At 67.2% G+C, this 20,880-nt stretch carries 16 protein-coding genes and 1 tRNA gene; 6 read left to right on the forward strand and 11 right to left on the reverse strand.

The annotated features are described in order from the left end of the window. The first annotated feature begins 5 nt into the window (after positions 1-5). Positions 6-509: a PAS and helix-turn-helix domain-containing protein gene (locus Q4S45_RS10625; RefSeq protein ID WP_305512088.1), complete on the forward strand. Its 504-nt coding sequence runs from the start codon at positions 6-8 to the stop codon at positions 507-509. 98 nt (positions 510-607) lie between these two features. On the opposite strand, the gene Q4S45_RS10630 is transcribed toward Q4S45_RS10625, so the two are convergent. Continuing rightward, positions 608-1,384 carry an SDR family oxidoreductase gene (locus Q4S45_RS10630; protein WP_305511716.1) on the reverse strand — a complete coding sequence of 259 codons (777 nt, stop codon included), beginning with the start codon at positions 1,382-1,384 and terminating at the stop codon, positions 608-610. Positions 1,385-1,547: 163 nt separating this feature from the next. On the opposite strand from Q4S45_RS10630, the gene Q4S45_RS10635 reads away from it, so the two are divergent. Beyond that, positions 1,548-3,221 (forward strand): electron transfer flavoprotein-ubiquinone oxidoreductase, encoded by a 1,674-nt coding sequence (locus Q4S45_RS10635; RefSeq protein ID WP_305511718.1) that lies wholly within the window; start codon positions 1,548-1,550, stop codon positions 3,219-3,221. A gap of 208 nt (positions 3,222-3,429) precedes the next feature. On the opposite strand, the gene Q4S45_RS10640 is transcribed toward Q4S45_RS10635, so the two are convergent. The 4 genes from Q4S45_RS10640 to Q4S45_RS10655 form a co-directional block, all read right to left on the reverse strand. Continuing rightward, a complete protein-coding gene (locus Q4S45_RS10640; RefSeq protein ID WP_305511720.1) occupies positions 3,430-5,289 on the reverse strand; it encodes a bifunctional diguanylate cyclase/phosphodiesterase in 1,860 nt (619 codons plus the stop codon). A gap of 79 nt (positions 5,290-5,368) precedes the next feature. Beyond that, complete coding sequence (locus tag Q4S45_RS10645; RefSeq protein ID WP_305511722.1) at positions 5,369-6,025, reverse strand: amino acid ABC transporter permease; 657 nt, start codon at positions 6,023-6,025, stop codon at positions 5,369-5,371. Then, positions 6,025-6,828, reverse strand: a complete 804-nt coding sequence (locus tag Q4S45_RS10650; RefSeq protein ID WP_305511724.1) for a transporter substrate-binding domain-containing protein — start codon at positions 6,826-6,828, stop codon at positions 6,025-6,027. Before Q4S45_RS10650 ends, Q4S45_RS10645 begins: the two co-directional genes overlap by 1 nt. A gap of 48 nt (positions 6,829-6,876) precedes the next feature. Further along, entirely contained in the window at positions 6,877-7,287 is a 411-nt protein-coding gene (locus Q4S45_RS10655; protein ID WP_305511726.1) for a hypothetical protein, read from the reverse strand. Positions 7,288-7,421: 134 nt separating this feature from the next. On the opposite strand from Q4S45_RS10655, the gene Q4S45_RS10660 reads away from it, so the two are divergent. Both Q4S45_RS10660 and Q4S45_RS10665 read left to right on the forward strand, forming a co-directional pair. Beyond that, positions 7,422-7,634, forward strand: coding sequence for a DUF3460 family protein (locus Q4S45_RS10660; RefSeq protein ID WP_305511728.1), 213 nt, complete (start codon positions 7,422-7,424; stop codon positions 7,632-7,634). A 73-nt stretch (positions 7,635-7,707) separates the two neighbouring features. After that, positions 7,708-7,780 (forward strand) — tRNA-OTHER (locus Q4S45_RS10665). Between the two features lie 45 nt (positions 7,781-7,825). Here Q4S45_RS10665 and Q4S45_RS10670 read toward each other — a convergent pair. The 3 genes from Q4S45_RS10670 to Q4S45_RS10680 all read right to left on the reverse strand — a co-directional run bounded on the left by Q4S45_RS10670 (position 7,826) and on the right by Q4S45_RS10680 (position 9,519). Continuing rightward, on the reverse strand, positions 7,826-8,116 hold the full coding sequence (locus Q4S45_RS10670; protein WP_305511730.1) for a DUF378 domain-containing protein: 291 nt from the start codon (positions 8,114-8,116) through the stop codon (positions 7,826-7,828). Positions 8,117-8,204: 88 nt separating this feature from the next. Then, positions 8,205-8,915, reverse strand: a complete 711-nt coding sequence (locus Q4S45_RS10675) for a DUF882 domain-containing protein (protein ID WP_305511732.1) — start codon at positions 8,913-8,915, stop codon at positions 8,205-8,207. A 76-nt stretch (positions 8,916-8,991) separates the two neighbouring features. Next, the gene (locus tag Q4S45_RS10680; protein ID WP_305511734.1) at positions 8,992-9,519 is read right to left on the reverse strand and encodes a GNAT family N-acetyltransferase; all 528 of its coding nucleotides are present in this window, start codon (positions 9,517-9,519) and stop codon (positions 8,992-8,994) included. A gap of 220 nt (positions 9,520-9,739) precedes the next feature. On the opposite strand from Q4S45_RS10680, the gene Q4S45_RS10685 reads away from it, so the two are divergent. Then, a complete protein-coding gene (locus Q4S45_RS10685; protein WP_305511736.1) occupies positions 9,740-10,759 on the forward strand; it encodes a sulfate ABC transporter substrate-binding protein in 1,020 nt (339 codons plus the stop codon). Between the two features lie 234 nt (positions 10,760-10,993). Continuing rightward, positions 10,994-11,884, forward strand: a complete 891-nt coding sequence (locus Q4S45_RS10690; protein WP_305511737.1) for a serine hydrolase — start codon at positions 10,994-10,996, stop codon at positions 11,882-11,884. Between the two features lie 108 nt (positions 11,885-11,992). Here the strand turns inward: Q4S45_RS10690 and recD are convergent, their stop codons facing one another. Genes recD through recC form a run of 3 tightly spaced genes read right to left on the reverse strand, consistent with a single transcriptional unit; the run spans position 11,993 to position 20,876 of the window. Further along, positions 11,993-13,894 carry an exodeoxyribonuclease V subunit alpha gene (gene recD, locus Q4S45_RS10695; RefSeq protein ID WP_305511739.1) on the reverse strand — a complete coding sequence of 634 codons (1,902 nt, stop codon included), beginning with the start codon at positions 13,892-13,894 and terminating at the stop codon, positions 11,993-11,995. After that, positions 13,891-17,505 carry an exodeoxyribonuclease V subunit beta gene (recB, locus tag Q4S45_RS10700; RefSeq protein ID WP_305511740.1) on the reverse strand — a complete coding sequence of 1,205 codons (3,615 nt, stop codon included), beginning with the start codon at positions 17,503-17,505 and terminating at the stop codon, positions 13,891-13,893. Before recB ends, recD begins: the two co-directional genes overlap by 4 nt. Next, positions 17,502-20,876 (reverse strand): exodeoxyribonuclease V subunit gamma, encoded by a 3,375-nt coding sequence (gene recC / locus Q4S45_RS10705; RefSeq protein WP_305511742.1) that lies wholly within the window; start codon positions 20,874-20,876, stop codon positions 17,502-17,504. The genes recB and recC overlap by 4 nt, the downstream gene beginning before the upstream one ends. Positions 20,877-20,880 lie beyond the last annotated feature (4 nt).

Here is a 20,880-nt window from a genome sequence, read left to right on the forward strand (position 1 = left end):
TCGGCATGTGCATTTCGGTCGACCGCGTAATCCAGTCGGCCAACGAAGCGCTGGGATCGATGTTCGGCTACCCGAGCGACGCGCTGCGCGGCCAGTCCTTCCTGGTGCTGTACCCGACCCTGGACGAATTCCTGCGCACGGGCGACCGCATCGTGCCGATCATGAACGCCAAAGGGCGCTACTCGGACGAACGGATCATGCGGCGCGCCAGCGGGGAGCTGTTCTGGTGCCACGTAAGCGGGCGCGCGCTGGACCCGCAGCAGGCGCTGGGCGCCGGCGTGTGGACGTTCGAGGACCTGAGCGAGAAGCGGCCGGTGACGGCGGAGCTGACGCCGCGCGAGCGCGAGATCGCCGCGCTGCTGGTCGAGGGCAAGACCAGCAAGGTGATCGCGCGCGAGACCGACCTTAGTCCGCGCACGGTGGAGATGCACCGCGCTAAGCTGATGCGCAAGTTCTCGGCGTCGACATCGTCGGAACTGGTGCACAAGCTGATGGGTGTGACGGGGTAATTCGAAGATGGGGACTCGGCGTCCCCGTCGCTCCGCGGGCCCAGACCCCGATGCTGCCGGAGCCGGGGTCTGGTCCCGCGGACCTGACCCCATTTGCTTTAATGCGCCATCATGCCGTCATCTGCAGAGATGATCGCGCCGTTGATGAAGTGGGTTTCCTCGGCCGCCAGCAACAGCAGCAGGCCGTCGAGATCCTCCGGCTTGCCCACGCGCTTGCGCGGCAGGAGGTCGATCAGCTTTCTGCCCTGGTCGGTCTCGAAATACTCCTCGTTGATTTCGGTCGAGATGTAGCCGGGGCAGATGGCGTTGACGTTGATGCCGTAACGCCCCCACTCCACCGCCATCGCCTTGGTCATCTGCACCACGCCGGCCTTGCTCATGCAGTACACGCCAATCTGCGGCAGCACGCGCAGGCCCGCCACCGACGCGATGTTGATGATGCGGTGCTGCTTTTTCGGATCGCCCTTGGCGCGCGCGATCATGCGCTTGGCCGCCTGCTGCGCCACGAAGAAGGCGCCGCGCAGGTTGGTGTCCATCACGTAGGAATAGTCGTCTTCCGTCACGTCGAGCAGGCGCTGCGTGGTCGACACGCCGGAGTTGTTGACCAGGATGTCGATCGGGCCGGCTTCGGTCTCGGCGTGCGCGATCGCGCTCTTGATGCTGGCCATGTCCGTGACATCGAGCGTCACCACGTGCGCGGCGCCGCCGTCGGCCTCGATCTCGGCGCGCAGCTCCTTCAGCCGCTCGGTGCGGCGCGACGCCAGGACCACCTGCGCGCCGGCGCCCGCCAGTGCCTTCGCAAACCGCGCTCCGAGGCCGCTGGAGGCGCCCGTGACCATCGCGATTTTTCCTTCGAAATTGACTTCAATCCCCACGTTCGACTCCTGTGCGATTCTGCTTGCGAAAGCATAATCATTACACAAATTGCCAGTATTAGACTGCCGCGCCTAATAAAGCCCGTAAAATGGCGGGCTGAGTTGCAATCGGCATCAAAAAGCCGCACACTCGTGCTTAAATTTTTTACCCTATAAAAAGACCATGACAGAGCCAATCAACATTCTCGAACAGTACGGCCCACGCGAGGCGATGGAATACGACGTCGTCGTCGTCGGCGGCGGCCCGGCCGGCCTTTCGGCGGCGATCCGCCTCAAGCAGCTGGCGGCCGAACAAGGCAAGGAAGTGTCGGTCTGCGTGCTGGAAAAAGGCGGCGAACTGGGCGCCCATATCCTGTCGGGCGCCGTGATGGACCCGCGCGCGCTGACCGAATTGATCCCGAACTGGAAAGAGCTGGGCGCACCGCTCAACACCGAGGTGACCGAAGACCGCATCCTGTTCCTGACCGAGACCAAGGCCTACCAGACTCCGGGCTTCATGGTGCCGGCCTGCTTCGAAAACCACGGCAACTACGTCATCTCGCTCGGTAACGTGGTGCGCTGGCTCGGTCAGCAGGCCGAGGCCCTGGGCGTCGAAGTGTTCCCCGGCTTCCCCGCGGCCGAAATCCTGTACAACGACGACGGCTCGGTCAAGGGCGTCGCGACCGGGAACATGGGCGTCAAGCGCGATGGCCAGCCAGGCCCCGACTTCCAGCTCGGGATGGAGCTGCACGCCAAGTACACGCTGTTTGCCGAAGGCTCGCGCGGCCATCTCGGCAAGCAGCTGATGGTGAAGTACGACCTGAACGCGGGCAAGGACCCGCAGTCGTACGGCATCGGCATCAAGGAACTGTGGGAAATCGATCCGGCCAAGCACAAGCCCGGCCTGGTGATTCACACCACCGGCTGGCCGCTCGACGCAGACACCTACGGCGGCTCCTTCCTGTACCACCTGGAGAACAACCAGGTCGCGGTCGGCTACGTGGTCGGCCTGGCGTACGAGAATCCCTATCTGTCGCCGTACGAGGAATTCCAGCGCTACAAAACCCATCCGGCGATCCGCACGTTCTTCGAAGGCGCCAAGCGCATCTCGTACGGCGCGCGCGCGATCACGGCCGGCGGCCTGCAGTCGCTGCCGAAGCTGGTGTTCCCTGGCGGGGCGCTGATCGGCTGCGACGCCGGCTTCCTTAACATGAGCCGCATCAAGGGCAGCCACGCCGCGATCAAGTCGGGCATGATGGCCGCAGACGCCGCATTCGGCGCGCTGGGCGAACAGCGCCAGCACGATGAACTGGCCGCCTACCCGGCCGCGTTCGAGCAGTCGTGGCTGAAGGAAGAACTGCACGTGGCGCGCAACGTCAAGCCGTGGCTGTCGAAGGGCCTGTACCTGGGCTCGATCATGACCGGCATCGACCAGATCGTCTTCCGCGGCAAGGCGCCGTGGACGCTGCACCACACGCACGCCGACCACGAGTGCCTGAAGCCGGCGGCGAACTTCAAGCCGATCGCCTATCCGAAACCGGACGGCAAGCTGACGTTCGACCGGCTGTCGTCGGTGTTCATCTCCAACACCAACCACGCCGAAGACCAGCCGATCCACCTCACGCTGAAGAACGCCAGCGTGCCGGTGAATATCAACCTGGCCAAGTATGCGGGGCCGGAAGCGCGCTACTGCCCGGCCGGCGTGTACGAGTTCGTGCCGAGCGAATCGGGCGAGCGGCTGCAGATCAACGCGCAGAACTGCGTGCACTGCAAGACCTGCGACATCAAGGACCCGACGCAGAACATCGTGTGGGTCACGCCGGAGGGCGGCGGCGGGCCGAACTACCCGAATATGTAGATCGCACCCAGGAATGTCGTACCTGCGAAGGCAGGTACCTATACTGAATACGCTTTTACTTTCGTCTGGCTCAGTATGGGTACCTGCCTCCGCAGGTACGACGTGCTGTTTGCGGAGCCGCTTCGCCACGCGTCAGCCGGCGTACCCGGCCACCGCTACCACCACGCTACGCCCCACGCTTCGATCGACTTCCGCGAGCTCGGTCAGGTCATGGTGTCGTCGTCCGAAAGAAATCCACCGCGCCCGCGCGCGCCAGCGCTTCCAGTTCGGTCGCCGCCATCGGATGGCCGATCGCGAAACCCTGCGCGTAGTCGCAGCCCGCATCGGTCAGCAGCGCCAGCTGCCTGCCTGTCTCGACGCCTTCGGCCACCACCTTCAGCCCGAGCTTGTGCGCCATCGCGATGATCGCCTCGCACAGCGCCAGCTCGCCGTTCTCGGCGCCCAGCGTGGCCACGAAGGACTGGTCGATCTTAAGGAAATCGATGCCGAAGCGCTTCAGGTGCGACAGCGACGAATAGCCGGTGCCGAAGTGGTCGAGCGCAACCTGCAGCCCCATCGCGCGGTACTGGCGCAGCCGCTCGAGCACCTTGTCGGCGCCCTCGAACAGCACGCCCTCGGCGATCTCGATGACGATGCTTTGCGCCTGCATGCCCAGTTCGGCCAGGTAGTCGAGCCAGGCCTGGTACAGCGAGGCGTCGCGCCGGAACTGCACCGGCGACTTGTTCACGCTGACCTGGAACGCGGGGTGGATCTCGCGCTGCCATAGCTGCACCTGCCGCGCCGCCTCGCGAAACACCCAGTCGCCGATGTCGACGATCAGCCCGTTCGATTCGGCGAACGGGATGAATTCGGCGGGCGCCAGCAGGCCCCGGATCGGATGGCGCCAGCGCAGCAGCGCCTCGGCCTTGCGCACGGTGCCGGTGGCCAGGCAGACGATCGGCTGGTAGACGATCTCGAACTGGCCAGTCGCGAGCGCCGCGCGCAGGTCGGCTGCGACGTGCTGGCGCTCCAGCGCGGCCTCCTGCAAATCCGGCGTGAAGTAGCTGAAGCGGTTGCGGCCGGCCTTCTTCGACGCGTACATCGCCTGGTCGGCGCGCGCCAGCAGGTCGGCGACGTTGCCCGCGTCGGGCGGATACAGCGCGACGCCGGCGCTGGCCGACACCGACAGCCGTTCGCCGTTGATCTCGAACGGCCGCGCCAGCGCCGCCACCAGCGCCTGGCCGATGCGCTCGACGCTGCCGACATGGTCGATCCCGGCCAGGATCACCACGAACTCGTCGCCGCCCAGTCGCGCCAGCGTGTCGGAGGCGCGCACGCAGGCGGCGATGCGGCGCGCCGCCTCCGCCAGCAGCGCGTCGCCCATCGCGTGGCCGTGCTGGTCGTTGACTTCCTTGAAGTGGTCGAGGTCGAGGAATACCAGCGCCAGGAAGGCGCCGCCGCGGTCGGCCTTTTTCACCTCGAGGCGCAGGCGGTCCATGAACATGTGGCGGTTCGGCAGGCCAGTGAGATCGTCGTAGTTCGCCTGGCGCCAGATCGCCTCCGTCGATGCGGGCCGCTCGCCAGGGTCGGCGGCCGGCGCCAGCGTGCCGAGGTAGTCGCCGGCCGCGTCGAAGATCCGGCGGAAGCGCTCCTCGCCGCGTTCGAGCGCGCCCAGCTTGCCGTCGCAGGGTTCAAGCACCACACGGCAGGCCTGGCCGCTGGCGTCGGCGCTGGCGAACAGGATCGCCTCGAACTCTGCGCCGGCGGCGCCGCGCAGCGAAAGGCGGCATTGCTCAGGCTCGGTGCTGTTGAGCGCGCGGCCGATGAAACGGTCGAAGTCGCCCGCCAGATGGGGCGCGATGAAGGTGCGGAAGCGGTGCGCGCCGGGATTGGCGCGCGCGATGCCGAGCATGGCGGCGCCGGTCCGGTTGGCCAGCAGCACGCGGCTGTCGAAGCCCAGCACGAAATAGCCCACCGGGGCGAGCAGGTACAGTTCGTTGAAACAGGCCGCCTCGTCGTCGCGGCGGCGCGCCAGGCCGATGCCGCCGCCGTCCGCCAGCGCCATCGCCGGATTGCGATCGTTGTCCATAACCCCTCGCAGGCGTTAGAAATTCGGTCGTCGTTGCTATACCGGCAAGACTAGCACGCGCGCGGCCGCGCTGTCGAGTTTATTGATGGGCTCTGTTCAAACGCCGCTCGGCGCGCCGCTGGACGCTTTCGAACGCCAGGCTCATGCACCAGTACAGCGCCGCGGCGGCGATGTAGAGCGGCAAGGGGCGGAAGGTGGTGGCAATCACTTCCTTAGTCGAGAGCATCAGCTCGGTCATGGTGATGACCGACACCAGCGAGGTGTCCTTGATCAGGCTGATCAAGGTGTTGCTCATCGACGGCACCGCCACCCGCAGCGCCTGCGGCAGCACGATGTGGCCCAGCGTCTGCCAGTAGCCGAGGCCCAGGCTGAAACTGGCGCGCCACTGGCCGGCGCCGATGCTGTCGATCGCGCCGCGCAGGCTTTCCGACAGGTAGGCGCCGGCGTTCAGCGACAGCGCCAGGATGCCCGCCGTCACCGGGGTAAATTCGATGCCGATGCTGGGCAGGCCGTAATAGATGACGAAGATCTGCACCAGCAGCGGCGTGCCGCGCATCACGCTCACGTACAGCGTCGCGGGCCAGCGCAGCGCCGCGTACGGCGACATGCGCAGCACGGCCACCGGAAAGCCGAGCGCCAGGCCGCCCAGCATCGAGGCCAGCGCGAACACCAGGGTGTAGCCGGCGCCCGTCAGCATGACCGGCGCGGCCTCGCGCAGCAGGGCAAGCAGGTCCATCAAGGCGCGGGACGGCTGACGTCAGCGCCGAACCATTTCACCGATATCTTCGTTAGGCTGCCGTCGGCGGCCGCCTCGGCCAGCGCCTTGTTGAGCGCCGCCTTGAATTGCGGATTGCCTTTCTGGAACGGGATGCCGGTGCGCTCGATCGCGCCGACCCGCGCGCCGGCTTTGATCGGCAGTTGCGAGTTGTTCAGCAGGTAGGACACCATCAGGCTGTCGTTGAGGGCGGCGTCGATGCGGCCGAACGCCAGGTCCTGCAGGTTCTCGGGCGCCGCCGGGTAGCTCTTCACCGTGATGCCGGGCACTGCCCTGGCCTGCTGCTCGAACACGCTGCCCTGCCCCACGCCGACTTTCTTGCCCTTCAGGTCGGCCAGCGAGGCGTATTGCGCCTTTTCGTCCTTGCGCACGATCAGCTGCGGGCTGGAATAGGTGTACGGGTCGGAAAAATCGAAAGCCTCCAGCCGCTTGGGCGTGATGCCGACCTGGCTGATGATGACGTCGTACTTGCCGGCGCCCAGGCCCGCCAGAATGGCCGCCCACTCGGTGCTGACGAACTGGGGCTTGAGGCCCAGTTTTGCCGCCAGCAGGCGCGCGACGTCGACGTCGTAGCCGGCCAGCTCGCCCGTCTTCTGGTCTTTGAAATTGAACGGCGGATACGTGCCTTCCATCGCGATGCGCAGGGTGCCGCGCGCCCTGGCGCTGTCGAGCAGGTCGGCGGACAGGGCCGGCAGCGCCAGGCTTGCCGCCAGCAGTGCGGCGGCGGTTTTCAGGGCGTGACGACGGAACGGGGATGAGACCATGAGGGTTCGCCTGGAAAAAGGTTGACTAGTCAAGTATTTGGAGGTGCGTCAGGCCGCCATCCTGCGATTGCGCGCGCCGAACTTGTGGCCGCTGACCAGGATGGTGCTCTCGACCAGGCTCGACAGCCCGAGGATCAGCTGCACCAGCCGGTCTTCCGGCAGCACCCACAGCTGGCCGGCGGGCGGCTCGGCGCCGGTGGCGGCGACAATCAGGGGCGCCACCCACTGGGCGTCGGCGTCCACGTCGAGCAAGATCGCGTCGCCGCTGGTCTGCATCGTGATGGTGCCGCCGATGGCCAGCGTGAAGCAGACGCCGTAGCCGGTTTCCTGCGGGCCGATGTGCTCCAGCAGGCTGCGGTTGTGTTCGTCGATCCACAGTTCCACATCCTGCGGCGTTTCCAGGGCGGTCCAGCGGACGGGCCGGAAGCGCGGCGCCTGTTCGTGCGATTCTTGATTCATTACCTGGTTCGAAATAAGCTGGTGACGGCGCGTATCGTACGGCATTTCCGCCGTGCAGTACATGGACGCGGAAGGATAGCCTTGGGCGAGCGGAACCGCTGCGCCAGGTCAAACATGTGCCAAGAGGAGGAATTATGAAAGCGAAGGCTGCGGATTATCGTGTCCGCCACGGCGGCTATGTTTCAGAATTTGACAAATTCATCGACAACTACATGGTGGAGCACCCGGAAATCATCGCCGACAAGCGGCGCGGCTGGTACATCTGGTGGGACCACCTGGTTGACATGAAAGACCAGGAAAACCAGCATGACGATGCCGTCCCGGTCAAACCCTATCAATATGACTAAATTCAGTGAGGAAATCTATATTGTTTTGACGCATCTTAATTGCGCATCGGCAATTCGGCATTAGGATGCAGTTGCGAGGTTCGCTTATTGGTAAAGCCCAGTCGCCCGAGACTGAAAACGAGGTTCGATTCCTCGGCCCCGCACCAGGTTGCGGCTGTCGTACCTGCCGGAAGCGGTACGACAGCCTGAGCTCAATGCGGCCGCCGCGCCATCCTGGCGGCAAAGTAGACCGTGTACAGCGCCGCGATTCCCACCAATGAATAGATCAGCCGCGTCGCGGGACTCTGCGCGCCGAACAGGGTCGCGACCGCATCGACGTTGAACAGGGCCACGCACGCCCAGTTCAGGCCGCCAATGACCAGCAGGGCCAGCGCAATGTAATCGATCGCCGAAACTTTCCAGCCGTACCGTTCGGCCGGCAAGGCGTGACGCCGCTCGGGAATATGGCGGCGGTCGGTGGTGGGCATGTCCAGGGTTGCCATCGCTACCTCCTCGTGTAATGACCAGTGAGCCCGAATCCGGGCAACCGGTTAGACAAGGAGGCTGCGCGCGAGTTTTGCCGGGCCCGCCTCAGCCCTTCCAGGTGCGCTTGAGGCCGGTGTCGGCGTGGATCCAGCCGCCCTTCGGGCCTTCGCGGTAATAGAAACCGACGCCGCCCTGGCGGAAGCTGCGCACCAGGCCGCCGAGCACTTCGGAATTGAGGCTGGCGATGCGGATGTCGGCCGCCTTGCCTTCGATGTGCAGCGACTGGCGCGCCGCCGGAATGCCCTGCTCGATCAGGCGGTTGTTGGACTTGGCGGTGCGGTAGCCCGACAGGATCTCGAGCGGCTGCTCGATGCCGTAGCGCGCCACGAAGGCCTGGGTGCCCCACAGCGTTTCGAACAGTTTCGGGTCGATCGGCGCGGTTTCCTTGCCGTTGACGTCCCGCATGATGTGGCACAGCTCCTGGTAGGCCGAGTCGATCACCTCGCCGTCGCGCCAGTACAGCACTTTCGTTTTCTCGCCGCTCTGCGGGCGGATCAGGGTCAGCGTGCGCGGCTTGAGCCAGAAGTCGAGGTCGAGCACCTGGGCGTCGAAGATGTCGGGAGGCGGCGCCAGCTCGGTCGTCTCGGCCGGACGCGACGGCGATGGCGCTGCCGCGCGGCTGACGCTGCGGCCGGACGATTTCGCCGCGACCGTTCTGGCGGTGCTGGCGTGGGCGCAGCCGATCAGCGGGGTGGCCAGCGCGCCGAGCGCCGACAGGCAAACACTGTGGTGAAGGAATTCTCTGCGCGAAGCCATATCTAACTCATCAATTCGAGGCGCCCACTATAACGCAAGGCGCTTGTGCACGACAGCAAATTGAACAGATGTGTAATCAGGAACCGGTGCAGTTGCAGAAACGCTTGCCCGGGGTGCCCGCCGCGCCCGGCTCGGCGTCGAGCTTTTTCCAGAACACCTCGCACTCGAGACCGTAGCAGGTCTTGTCCTTGCCGGCGTTGACGTAGCCATGCCGCGCGTAAAAGCCGCTGCCGGCGGTGGTGCTGTGCAGGCGCAGCACGCCGACGCCCCATTCGCGCGCCTTGGCCTCGGCCGCGCCCAGCAAGGCCTTGCCGACGCCGCAATGCTGCGCCTCGGGCAGCACGTAGCACAGCGACAGCTTGCCGCCCTGCGTGATCAGCGCCACGCCCACCAGTGCGCCATCGCGCTCGGCAACGAGCATATGATTGGCGGGAGCGCTCATCCACGCGACCACTTGCGCGGGAGTCTTGTTGCCCAGCCAGGCGTCGAGCCTGGCCTGGTCGTGGCGATGGTCTGCGGCGCAGCTTTCGAGGATCGAGCGGCGCAGCACGGTGCATGCCGCCGGGGCGTCGTCGGGTGCGGCAGGACGGATGACTGGACTCATGAACAATAACGCAATGATTTCGGGAAAAAGGTGTTGCTAAGCTTCAAGATGCATACAACGACTATACCGGAAAGCCGCGTGCTTTGCCTGATGAGCCGCGCGCCTGAGGTTGCGCTACAACATTGCCGTCTAAGCATATAGAAAAACTGTTGTTCCGTTTTTGGCGGAAATTCTAGACCATGCTGTTCAGTTTCCACAACACCAAACACGCGAGAAAATAATGACAATCACCCGCCCGTCTCCCCTTCGCCGCTGGATCCTCGCCCTGACCCTGGGCGCCCTTGCCGCGCCGTTCGCCGCCGGCGCCGCCGAAGTCGAACTGCTCAACGTGTCCTACGACGTGGCGCGCGAGCTGTACAAGGACATCAACCCGGCCTTCATCGCCGACTACAAGCAGAAGACCGGCGAGACGGTCGTCGTCAAGCAGTCGCACGGCGGCTCGAGCAAGCAGGCGCGCTCGGTGGCCGACGGCCTGGAAGCGTCGGTCGTGACGATGAACCAGGCCAACGACATCGACATGCTGGCCGACCGCGGCCTGGTCGCCGCGGACTGGGCGAAAAAATTCCCGAACAACGCCGCGCCGTATTACTCGACCATGGTGTTCCTGGTTCGCAAAGGCAATCCCAAGCAGATCAAAAACTGGGACGACCTCGCCCGCCCGGGCGTGAAAGTTGTGATCCCCAATCCCAAGACCGCCGGCAACGGCCGCTACACCTACCTGGCGGCGTGGGGCTCGGTGCTGAAGAAAAAGGGCGGCACGGAAGCGCAGGCGCGCGAGCTGGTCGGCAAGATCTTCAAGAACGTGCCCGTGCTCGACGCCGGCGGGCGCGCCGCCACCACCACCTTTACCCAGCGCCAGATCGGCGACGCCTTGGTGACGTTCGAAAACGAAGTGCAGCTGGTGCGCGCCGAATTCGGCGACAACTTCGAGGTGGTGTATCCGCCGACCTCGATCCTGGCCGAGTCGCCGGTCGCCGTGGTCGACAAGGTCGTCGACAAGCGCAACATCCGCAAGGAGGCGACGGCTTATCTGAACTTCCTGTACTCTGAAGCGGGTCAGGAAATCGGCGCGAAACACTTCATGCGCGTGCGCTCGGCGGCGGTGGCGAAGAAGTACGCGGCCAACTACAAGCCGATCGCGCTGTTTACCGTCGACGAGCTGTTCGGCGGCTGGAAAGCGGCCCAGAAGAAGCACTTCGACGACGGCGGCGAGTTCGACAAGATTTATCAGTCGAAATAGTTTTCACCGTTTCCGCTTGTCAGTTTCGAAAGGCTCTGCAGTGCGCAGGGCCTTTTTTCCATGAAATTTACATGTTGAGACACGATTCGACTTGTGCGCCATAGACACACCCCAAATTGGATGATATCTTCCCGCAATAGTTAGTTGCTCCATAGCCAGATTATTTTCAGCATCAGCGCAGCGCCCTCGCCCCTGGCGCCCGATATTGAACCAGCACTCCACGAAAACGCCCACATGAAAAAACTGTTCGCCACCGTCCTGTTGTCGATCTCCACCGCCGCTGCCGTCGCCGCGCCGTTCGGATCGCAATCGGTGCTCGTCGTCGAGGACGACACCGGCAAGGTCCTGGTCGAGAAAAACGCCAACGCCATCGTCCCGATCGCGTCGCTGACCAAGCTGATGACCGCGATGGTCGTGCTGGACTCGAAGCCCGACCTCGACGCGCCGATCTCGATCGACAAGGTGGACGTCGACATGCTCAAGCACAGCACCTCGCGCGTGCCGGTCGGCGCGACCATCTCGCGCCGCGACGTGCTGCAACTGGCGCTGATGTCGTCGGATAACCGCGCCGCCGCCTCGCTGGGCCGCACCTACCCGGGCGGCACCGAGGCATTCAAGGCCGCCGTCAAGGCCAAGATCGCCGCGCTGGGCATGACCCAGACCGTGATCGAAGAGCCGACCGGCCTGTCGCCGAACAACAAGTCGACCGCCTCCGACCTGGTCAAGATGGCCGTCGCCGCGTCGGCCTATCCGGAGATCACCCGCATCACCACCGACGCCAAGGACATCATCAACATCAACGGCCGCGGCGTCGAGTACCACAACACCAACCGCTTCGTCGGCGCCAAGGGCTGGGACATCGGCCTGTCGAAGACCGGCTACACCGAAGAAGCGGGCCGCTGCCTGATCATGCGCATCAAGGCGGCCGGCAAGCACGCCACGCTGGTGCTGCTGAATGCGCGGGCATCGTCCGTGCGCGCCTTCGACGCGCTGTCGATCCGCCGCCTGATGGGTGGCGAAGACGCGCAGCTCGCCCACGCCGGCCGCGGCGAAGGCCGCATCGTCAAGGCGGCGATGCGCACCCGCGGCTCCAAGCACCTCAAGCCGCGCCACCGCCGCGTGTAAGATCGATGGGGTCAGGTCCGCTGGACCTGACCCCGGTTTTGTCGCCGGCGCGAATGCCGCGACCCCAAATGACGGGGTCTGGTCCTGCGGACCTGACCCCATCTTGATTCACCTCTCCAGCATCGTCCTCAACCCGCTGGCCCGCTGCGTCTTGCGGCCGATCGCTTCGGCCAGCACTGCGCTGGCCGGCGACACCAGCGTGAACTCCTGGCTGGCCCGCGTGATGCCGGTGTAGACCAGCTCGCGCGCCAGCATCCCCCCGCCCGACTTCGGCAGCACCAGCACCGTGTGGCGGAACTCCGATCCCTGCGATTTATGCACCGTCATCGCGTACGCCGTCTCGACGTGGCGCAGGCGGGTCGCGAGCACGCTGCGCACCTCGTCGCCCTCCAGGAAGTACACACGCAGCGAATCCGGGCGCGCAGGGTCGGCCAGCGTCAGCCCGATGTCGCCGTTGAAAACCTTGGTGCCGTAGTCGTTCCGGGTCACCATGACCGGGCGCCCCACGTACCATTCGCCGCGGCGGCGGATCAGGCGCGCCGCTTCCAGCTTTTGCTCGATCGCCTCGTTCAGGCCCGCCACGCCCCACTCGCCTTCGCGCACTGCGCACAGGATCCGGAACGCCTCGAAACTTTGCAGCACGGCCTTCGGGTCGCCGCCCCTGATCGTTTCGAGGTAAGGCCGGTAGCCGTCGATCGCCAGCTGCAGCACGTGGGCCTGCTGCGCGTGCTCGATCCAGCGCACGCCCTCGGCGCCGCCGCGCAGCACTGCTTCCGCGCGCCCCACGTCGCCGGCGTTGACCGCCAGCGCCAACTGGCCGATCGGGCCGCCGAATCGCCGACTGTGGCGCAGCATCACGGTCTGCTGGGCCAGCGCGCCTGCGCCGCCGAGAAATGCCGGCGGGATGGTCTCGCCGCTCGCGGCCCGCGCGTAGGCCAGTGTGGCGCCGTCGTAGCCGCCGGCCTGCGCGTCGTGGCACAGGTCGCCCAGCACCGCGCCCGCCTCCACCGACGCCAGCTGGTCCTTGTCGCCCAGCAGAACCAGCCTGGCGCCAGGCGGCAGAGCGTCCAGCAGCGCCGCCATCATCTCCAGGTGCACCATCGAGGCCTCGTCCACAATCAGCACGTCCACGTCGAGCGGATTGCCGCGATGGTGGGCGAAGGCCCGGGTGTCGGGCCGCGCGCCGAGCAGGCTGTGAAGCGTGCGCGCCGCGCCCATGCGCGCGGTCAGGTCTTTCAGCGCCAGGTCGCCGCCCACCTTGCCGGCCAGTTCATTGAGCGCCTTGTCGATCGACTGCTTCAGCCGCGCGGCCGCCTTGCCGGTCGGCGCCGCCAGGGCGATGCGCTGGCCCGCCGCGTCGGGCGCGGTGGCGAACAACAGCGCCAAAAGGCGCGCCACCGTGTAGGTCTTGCCGGTGCCGGGGCCGCCCGTGATGATCGCCACCGAGCCGCGCACGGCGATGGCGCAGGCCAGCTTTTGCCAGTCCGGTTTGTCAGCCTCGCGATGCGACGCGAACAGCTTGTCGAGCCACTCGCGCACCCTGGCGCCGTTCACCTCGCGCACCTCGCGTGCACGCGCGCCGATCGTATTCGCCACCGTCATCTCGTCGCGCCAGTAGCGGCGCAGGTACAGCCGGTCGCCATCGAGCACCAGCGGCTCGTCGTAACTGAACTCGCCCGCGTGCCACACCTGGCTGGCGCCGGCCAGCAGCTGGGCCCACGCCCGGGCCGTTTTCGGCAGCGGCCCGGCGGCCGCCGCCAGCGCCTGCCATTGCTCCTCGCTCCATCCCATCAGCGCGCAGGGGTCGGCCGCCAGTTCGCCCAGCATCAGGCAGCTGTGGCCGCGCCCCTCCAGTTCCGACAGCAGCACGCAGGCCAGCATCAGCGGCGCGGGAGCGTCACCGACCGAGCCGATGAAGCGCGCAAAGGCGCCCGACAGCCGGCGCAATTCCCCCGCTTCGGTCAGCGCATCCACTTCCGCCCACAGGGGCGCCAGGTCAGTAGTCATCATGTTTCGTCGCCAAGCAGCCGGTCCAGGCCATCGAGCAGTTCCAGGTCGGGTGGCAGCAGGTAGCAGCCGCGCGTGGACGCGTTGGCGATCCCGCGCAGGAACAGGAACACCGCGCCGCCCAGCTGGCGCGCGGGATCGTAATCGTCGCCCAGGCGGCTTCGCAGGAGGCGGTGCAGCGCCAGCATGTAGATCGCGCCCTGGATGTCGTAGCGGTGCGCCGCCATCCCGGCCGCCATCGCCTGCTGGCCGTAGGCGGCGTCGCCGGCGCCCAGCGCATTCGATTTGTAGTCGAGCACCCAGAAGCGGCCTTCGTGCTCGAAAACCAGGTCGGCAAAACCCTTGAGCATGCCGTGCAGCTGGCGCTCCGGCAGCACCGGCCGCGCCACGCCGTCCAGCAGGGCATCGGCACACAGCTGGTCGAGCGCGATGCTGTCCAGGTGGCGGCTGGGGAACCAGAACTCCATCTCGGGCAGCACGCCCTGCAGCGCCGCCAGCGGCGCGCCCAGTGGCGGCAACGGCGTGGTCGCCACCGCGCGCAGCCATTCGATCGCGTCTTCCTTGCGGTTGGCCCAGCCGGCACGCTCGCAGCGCGCGCCAAGGCGGGCATCGAAGCCTTCCTCGGACACCCGCGCGAAGCCTTCCTGCGCCATCCATTCCAGCTGCTCGTGCAGGAAATTGCCGGGCACCGGGCCGCGCGGGAAGCGGTGCCACGGCGCGTCGTCGGTGCGCAGCGGCGCCTGCGGTGGTTCTTCCTCGAGCAGCGTTTCTTCCTGCGAGCGCATCGGCGCCACGCCGGTCTGGCGCGTGAGCGATGTGAACGAGCCGACCGACCAGTTGCGCTCGAAGCGCCCGGTAAAGGCAGGCGCCGGGCCCAGCTCCGGCAGGTTTTCGGCGCGCGCGAGCCGCGTCAGGCCTTCCGGCGCGGCCAGCGGCTTCAGTTCGATCGCCTCCACGTCGCCGCGCAGCCGCTCCCACCGTCCGTTCATGTCGGCCGCCGCGATCTTGTCGCCGCCGCCCAGCAGGTAGCCGAGCGCCGATTCGTGCAGCTGGTTCTCTCCGGCCTTGCGGGCGGCGATCGCCGCCACCCCCAGCCACAGGAAATGGCGGGCGCGGGTCAGCGCCACGTACAGCAGGCGCAGGTCTTCCTCCAGCCGCGCGCGGTCGACCGCATCCAGCGCCTCGTCCGACAGCGCCAGGTCGACGCGGCGTTCGCCATCTTCGTCCGCATATTCGAAGAAGCTGCGGTTGCGGCGGTCGGTCTTGCGCGCGGTGACGGCGAACGGCAGGTACACCAGCGGGTATTCGAGGCCCTTCGACTTGTGCACCGTGACGACCTTCACCAGCTCGGCGTCGCTCTCGAGCCGCAGCACGCGCTCGTCGCCGCCCTCGCCCAGTCCCGCCACCTGTTCGGCGAACCAGCGGATCAGGGCCTGCTCGCCGTCCAGCGCGCCGCTTGCCGATTGCAGCAGTTCGGCCAGGTGCAGCAGGTTGGTCAGGCGGCGCTCGCCGCCAGGTTCGGCCAGCAGGGTCGAAGGCAGATTCAGTTCGTGCACGAAGCGGCGCAGCATCGCCAGCACGCCCTGGCGCTGCCAGACCACGTGCAGCGCCTTCAGCTGCTCCACGCGCTCTTCCCATGCCAGTTCGTCCGACGAGATGCGCGCCAGCGCCGCCAGCGAAAGCCCCGCGGTGCGGGTCGCGAAGGCGGCGCGCGCCAGGGCCCCGTCGAGCGGATTGGCGACCGCGTGCAGCCAGCGCAGCACGTCCGCCGCTTCGTCGCTCTCGACCACCGAGTCCTTGTCCGACAGGTAGACGCTTTTCACGTCGCGCTGCGCCAGTGCGCGCCGGATCGCCGCCGCTTCCTTGCGGTCACGCACCAGGATCGCGATGTCGGCCGGCGCCAGGCGGGTGAAGGCGCCGTTCTCCTCGAAGCCGACCCCGGGATCGTTGAGCATTTCCACGATATGCTCGGCGCAGTGATGCGCGAAGAACTCGCGGTAGTCGGCCGCGCGCATGTCCTCGCGGTCGGAGCTGCAGATCGCCAGCGCCTGGTACGGCCCCGCCACTCCGACCAGCCGCTGCGCGCGGTCGTTGGCGTCCACCTCGTCGAACGGCAGCGGGTTCACGTCGCCCTTCCTGAACCGGAATGCCCCCGCCGCATGGCAGTTTTCGGCGTGCAGGAACAGCTGGTTCACCGCGCCCACCAGCGCGCGGGTCGAGCGGTAATTGGTGCCCAGCTTGTAGTGGCGGCCTTCGGTCGCGCGGCGCGCCGACAGATAGCTGTGGATGTCGGCGCCGCGGAAGCCGTAGATCGACTGCTTCGGGTCGCCGATCAGGAACAGGCCGTGCGCCGGGTCGTTGTCGGCTACCCGGTACAGCAGGTTGAAAATCGCGTACTGGTCGGGCGACGTGTCCTGGAACTCGTCCACCATCGCGACCGGGTACTGCGCGGCGATGCGGCTACGCAGCGCGTCACCGTTCGGCCCTTCGAGCGCGGCCTTCAGACGGTCGAGCATGTCCGAGAAGCCGAACTGGCGGCTGCGCATCTTCAGCTCCGCCATGCGCCTCGCAATGCTGGACGCCGCGTGGCGGTACAGGGAATGCGACAGCGGCTCGATCGCCTTGAGGGCCGCAAGCAGGCCGGCGGTCGCCTCGAAGCAGCCGGGAACCTCGGCGCAGAAGCCGGCGCTGAACGCGTCTTCGATACCGTCCGGTGTCAGGCGTTTCCACGCCGACGGCGTCAGGTCGGGCATCAGCATGCCGGCGTCGGCGGCCCATGCGCGCAGTGCGTCGAACCACTTTACCAGCGAGTCGGCGCGCATCTTGTTGCCGTTGAAGGCTTTCGGCGCGATCTCGCGCTGCGCGGCGATCCACCGCTCCATCTGGTTGGCGCGCTCGCCCCAGCCTTCCTTGAGCCGCGCCAGCTCCGCCTTGCGCAGCCGCTCCACCCGTTCGATCAGCTTTGCCAGCGGTTCGTCCGGCGTGTCGCCCAGCGCGCCCGCGCGGGCGACCAGGTCGCGCACCGACTGCTTGAGCACGCCGACATCGTTCCAGCACGCCATCAGCGCGCCGAGCGCCTCATCGTTCAGCGGGTAGACGTTCTGGCGCCAGTAATCGTGCGCAGCGTCCTCGAACAGCGCGCGCTCGTCGCTGACCAGTTCCTCGTCAAACAGGCTGCCGCTGTCGAACGCATGCTCGCGCAGCATGCGCTGGCACCAGGCGTCGATGGTGAAGATGGCCGCTTCGTCCATCGTTTCGGCCGCCATCACCAAGCGGTACGCTGCCTGCTGGCGTTCGGCGTGGCCAGGATACGACAGCGCCAGCGGGGTCAGGAAAGGATCGGCCGGCGGATCTTCCGACCGGAAAAATGCGGCCGCCTCGATCAGCCGCTCGCGCACGCGGTTCGACAGTTCGCGCGTGGCGGCGCGGGTGAAGGTCATCACCAGGATTTCGCTCGGCAGCAGCGCACGGGCGAAGGCTGCGTCGCCGCCGTGCCCGAGCACCAGCCGCACGTACAGCGCGGCGATGGTCCAGGTCTTGCCGGTGCCGGCGCTGGCCTCGATCAGGCGCGAGCCGTGCAGGGGAAAATCGATCGGCTTCAGGAGTTCGCTCATGCCGGCTCCTTGCCGAGCGGCGCGACGGCGATGTGGGCGCCGAGCCAGTAGGCCAGCGGCCCATACAGCGCCTGCGACGTCTCAAGCCATTCGCCGCTCGCGCTGAACGCCGCAAAGTCCGGCCATAAGCGGGCCAGGCACAGGTCCTCGACCTCGCCGCCGATCTGGAAGCCGCCATCGTAGGTGGCGCGCGCGTCGCCTTCGCGCAGCAGCGCCAGCGCGGTCTTGCACGCCACCGTCAATGGCTGGTCGAGGTTTTGCCGCCACAGCGCCACCAGCGCGGCCAGTTCAGTGCGCGCTTCTTGGGGGTCGAGCGGCGCCATCGCCACTACCGCATCACGCGCGACCAGGTGCCCGGCCACCGGCTGGCCGGCTGCCGCGGCCGCGAGCTGGCGCAGCCACGGACCGATCAGCTTGTCCCCACGCGGCGCGCCGTCCTTGTCCAGCACCTTCGACGAGATCTGCATCAGCCACGCCGTTTCCTCGCCATTGGTGCGCAGGCGGTCGATCCAGTCATCCAGCTTGACGCCGTCGAACTCCAGGCCGATCGCCTGCTTCGGCGCGCTGTCCGGAAAGCGCGCGTTCAGCGCCAGCCATGCGGTGCGCACAGGCACCAGGGCCGTGACCAGGTCTTCCTGCCAGATGCGGCCGGCCTGCCCGATCGGCAGCACGCCTTCGCGCGCCAGCCGCTCCGCACGTGCAGCCAGTGCGGCGCGCACATTTTCCTCAGGCTCCGCCGCCGAATCGTCTAGCAGGCTGTCTTCCAGGAAGTAGCGCTCCAGCGCATTGAGGGCGAACGGTTCCTCGTCCTGTCCCAGCTCCTCGGCGTCGGCGAACCAGACGCCAAGCCGGCGCCGGAAAAAATAGCGTGCCGGCTGCCGGAGGAAGTTGGCCAGTTCGGCCAGCTTCAACTGGTAGCCGCTCTCGAGTTCGAACCGCGGCAGCACCGCGTCGCCAGCGGCGATCGCTTCGGCGTGCGCGGCGCGCCATTCGCCGGCATAGGTCAGCAGGCCGCCCCGCTCGAAATAGCGCCGGCTGAACGGCTGCAGCGCGTGCTCCGTCGTCATCGCATGCGGGTCGACGTTCCAGCCGGCCTTCAGGTAGTCGCGCAATTGCGACACCAGCACCGACGCCGGCTGCTCGCTGTTGTCGCGCACGTTGCGCCCCACCCAGCTTATATATAGCTTGTCGCGCGCCGCCAGCAGCGCTTCGAGCATCAGGTAGCGGTCGTCGTCGCGGCGCGAACGATCGCCGGGACGCGCCATGCCGGGCAGCGCCAGCAGGTCGAAGTCGGCCTGGCGGGCGCGGCGCGGGAAGTCGCCGTCGTTCATGCCGAGCAGGCACACCACCCGGAACGGCACCGCGCGCATCGGCATCAGCGAGCAGAAAGTCACGCCGCCGGAGACGAACTGGTGGTTCAGGGTCGGTTCGTCGAGCGCCCCGAGCCAGGCTTCGCGCAGCACCGCCAGCGGCACCGCTTCGGAAAATTCGGCGTTCTCGCAGGTTTCGAGCCAGTTCTGCAGCGCTTCCTGGAGCTGGCCGAGCGTGAGCCGGTCGGCTTCGTCGGAACCGTCGAAGAACGCCGCCAGCAGCGCGCGCGCCTGCTCGCCCCATTCGGCCGGCGTGCGCGACTGCGCCAGCGTGGCGCGCCAGGCCAGCAGCGTTTCGATCAGCTGGGCCAGCGAGCCGGCCAGCGCCGCATCGAGCCCGCCCACTTCGGCATACGGTTCGATGCCGCCGAAGCTGGCGCCGGCGCCGCTCGCATACCCGAGCAGCATGCGCCGCACGCCGAAGATCCAGGCGTTCTGCTCGCCGGCCGACCCCAGCCCCAGCCCGTCGCGGTGCTGCTGGTCCAGCCCCCAGCGCACGCTGGCGCCCTCGATCCAGTGGCCCAGCGTCGGCAGATCCTCGCCCTCCAGCCCGAAGCGCGCTGCCAGCGCCGGCACGTCGAGCAGGTCGCGCACCTCGCTCTGGCGGCAGCGCTGCTGCGGCAGGCGCAGCAGCCACTCCAGCGCCACCAGCAAGGGATTGACGCTGCGGTCCTTGACGTCGCCGATCTCGAACGGGATGAAGCGCGGGTCGCTGCGCTTGTGCTGGTCGAACACCGCGTGGATCGCGGCCGAGAAGGTGTCGATATCGGGCACCATCACCACAATGTCGCGCGGACGTAACGATGGATCGGCGCCGAACCACGACAGCAGCTGGTCGTGCAGCACCTCGACTTCGCGCTGGACGCTGTGGGCGACCTGGAACTCGATCGAGCGGTCGCCCTCTTTCAGCGCGTAATTGTGCTCCGACAGCGGCAGCAGGTCGCGCACGGCCGCCTGCACCTGTCCGAGCAGGGTCTGGCCCTCGCCCTCGCTGAACAGGTCGACCCGCATGTTCTCGAAGCGGCCCTGCGCCTCGCTGTCGAATTCGTCGAGCATGCGCACGAAGTCGCGCCCTTGCCGGCCCCAGCTCGCCAATAGCGGATGGCTATGGGCGTGCATGTCCTCGATCGGGATGCCCGACAGGTCGTGTCCCTCGCGCGGCCGCTGGCGCCGGCGCTCCGCCTTGAGCAGCGCATGGCCTTCGATGATGTCGCCCCAGAAGAACTGACAGGGATTGGGCACCGCCAGCAAAACCTGGCAATGGCGCGACAGCGCCGCCAGCGCTTCGAGGGTCTGGTACGGCAGCGCGGAAATGCCGAAAACGACGACGCGGCGCGGCAGGCGGCCGGCGGGCGCGGCCCCTTCTTCGCCGGCGCGCACGAATTCGCGGTGGATGGTGGCGCGGCCGGACTGGCGCAGCGCGGGCGGCAGGCTGTCGTTGACGGAGCGCCAGAGCTGCGCCTGCCAGCATTGGTCCGCCGGCAGCGCGATTTCGTCGCCGCGCGCGCCGCGCAGCACGTCGCGGCCTGCGGCCCAGTCCTCCAGCCAGTCGGCGCGGTACACCTGGTATTGGTCGAACAGGTCGGACAGGCGCTCGGCCAGCTGCAGCCGGCGCTCCGGGTCGCCGTCGCCGAGGAAGTGGCGCAACGGCAGGAATACCGGATCGGACAGCAGCGCCGGCAGCAAGCGCATCAGGCGCCAGGTCAGCGGTCCCTTGTCGAAAGGCGATCGCTTCGGCACCCGCTCGGCGCCAAGCATGCCGCGGTAGGCTTCCCACAAAAAGCGCGCCGGCAGCGCCACGCGGGTCGCGGCGCACACGCCGGCCTCCTCGGCCAGCGCAATCTTTAGCCATTCGGCCACCCCGTTCGACTGCACCAGCACGATCTCGGACTCGAGCGGCGCCAGCGGATGGTTGCGCAGCCAGCCGAATACGGCGGCGCGCAATTGCTCCATCTGGTTACCGTGCAGGATAAGAAGGCCGGGTGTGACGGGAGATGCCATGGTG

It is taken from the genome of Massilia sp. R2A-15 (genome assembly GCF_030704305.1).
Classification (GTDB): Bacteria; Pseudomonadota; Gammaproteobacteria; order Burkholderiales; family Burkholderiaceae_D; genus JAFCUW01.

Excerpts from the sequence above, each read along its gene's own strand:
- Q4S45_RS10650 (WP_305511724.1), bottom strand. The coding sequence starts at position 6,828 with ATGGTCTCATCCCCGTTCCGTCGTCACGCCCTGAAAACCGCCGCCGCA.
- Q4S45_RS10685 (WP_305511736.1), top strand. The coding sequence starts at position 9,740 with ATGACAATCACCCGCCCGTCTCCCCTTCGCCGCTGGATCCTCGCCCTG.
- Q4S45_RS10680 (WP_305511734.1), bottom strand. The coding sequence starts at position 9,519 with ATGAGTCCAGTCATCCGTCCTGCCGCACCCGACGACGCCCCGGCGGCA.
- Q4S45_RS10635 (WP_305511718.1), top strand. The coding sequence starts at position 1,548 with ATGACAGAGCCAATCAACATTCTCGAACAGTACGGCCCACGCGAGGCG.
- Q4S45_RS10670 (WP_305511730.1), bottom strand. The coding sequence starts at position 8,116 with ATGGCAACCCTGGACATGCCCACCACCGACCGCCGCCATATTCCCGAG.
- recD (WP_305511739.1), bottom strand. The coding sequence starts at position 13,894 with ATGATGACTACTGACCTGGCGCCCCTGTGGGCGGAAGTGGATGCGCTG.
- Q4S45_RS10645 (WP_305511722.1), bottom strand. The coding sequence starts at position 6,025 with ATGGACCTGCTTGCCCTGCTGCGCGAGGCCGCGCCGGTCATGCTGACG.
- Q4S45_RS10660 (WP_305511728.1), top strand. The coding sequence starts at position 7,422 with ATGAAAGCGAAGGCTGCGGATTATCGTGTCCGCCACGGCGGCTATGTT.
- Q4S45_RS10625 (WP_305512088.1), top strand. The coding sequence starts at position 6 with ATGTGCATTTCGGTCGACCGCGTAATCCAGTCGGCCAACGAAGCGCTG.
- Q4S45_RS10690 (WP_305511737.1), top strand. The coding sequence starts at position 10,994 with ATGAAAAAACTGTTCGCCACCGTCCTGTTGTCGATCTCCACCGCCGCT.
- Q4S45_RS10655 (WP_305511726.1), bottom strand. The coding sequence starts at position 7,287 with ATGAATCAAGAATCGCACGAACAGGCGCCGCGCTTCCGGCCCGTCCGC.
- recB (WP_305511740.1), bottom strand. The coding sequence starts at position 17,505 with ATGAGCGAACTCCTGAAGCCGATCGATTTTCCCCTGCACGGCTCGCGC.
- Q4S45_RS10675 (WP_305511732.1), bottom strand. The coding sequence starts at position 8,915 with ATGGCTTCGCGCAGAGAATTCCTTCACCACAGTGTTTGCCTGTCGGCG.
- Q4S45_RS10640 (WP_305511720.1), bottom strand. The coding sequence starts at position 5,289 with ATGGACAACGATCGCAATCCGGCGATGGCGCTGGCGGACGGCGGCGGC.
- recC (WP_305511742.1), bottom strand. The coding sequence starts at position 20,876 with ATGGCATCTCCCGTCACACCCGGCCTTCTTATCCTGCACGGTAACCAG.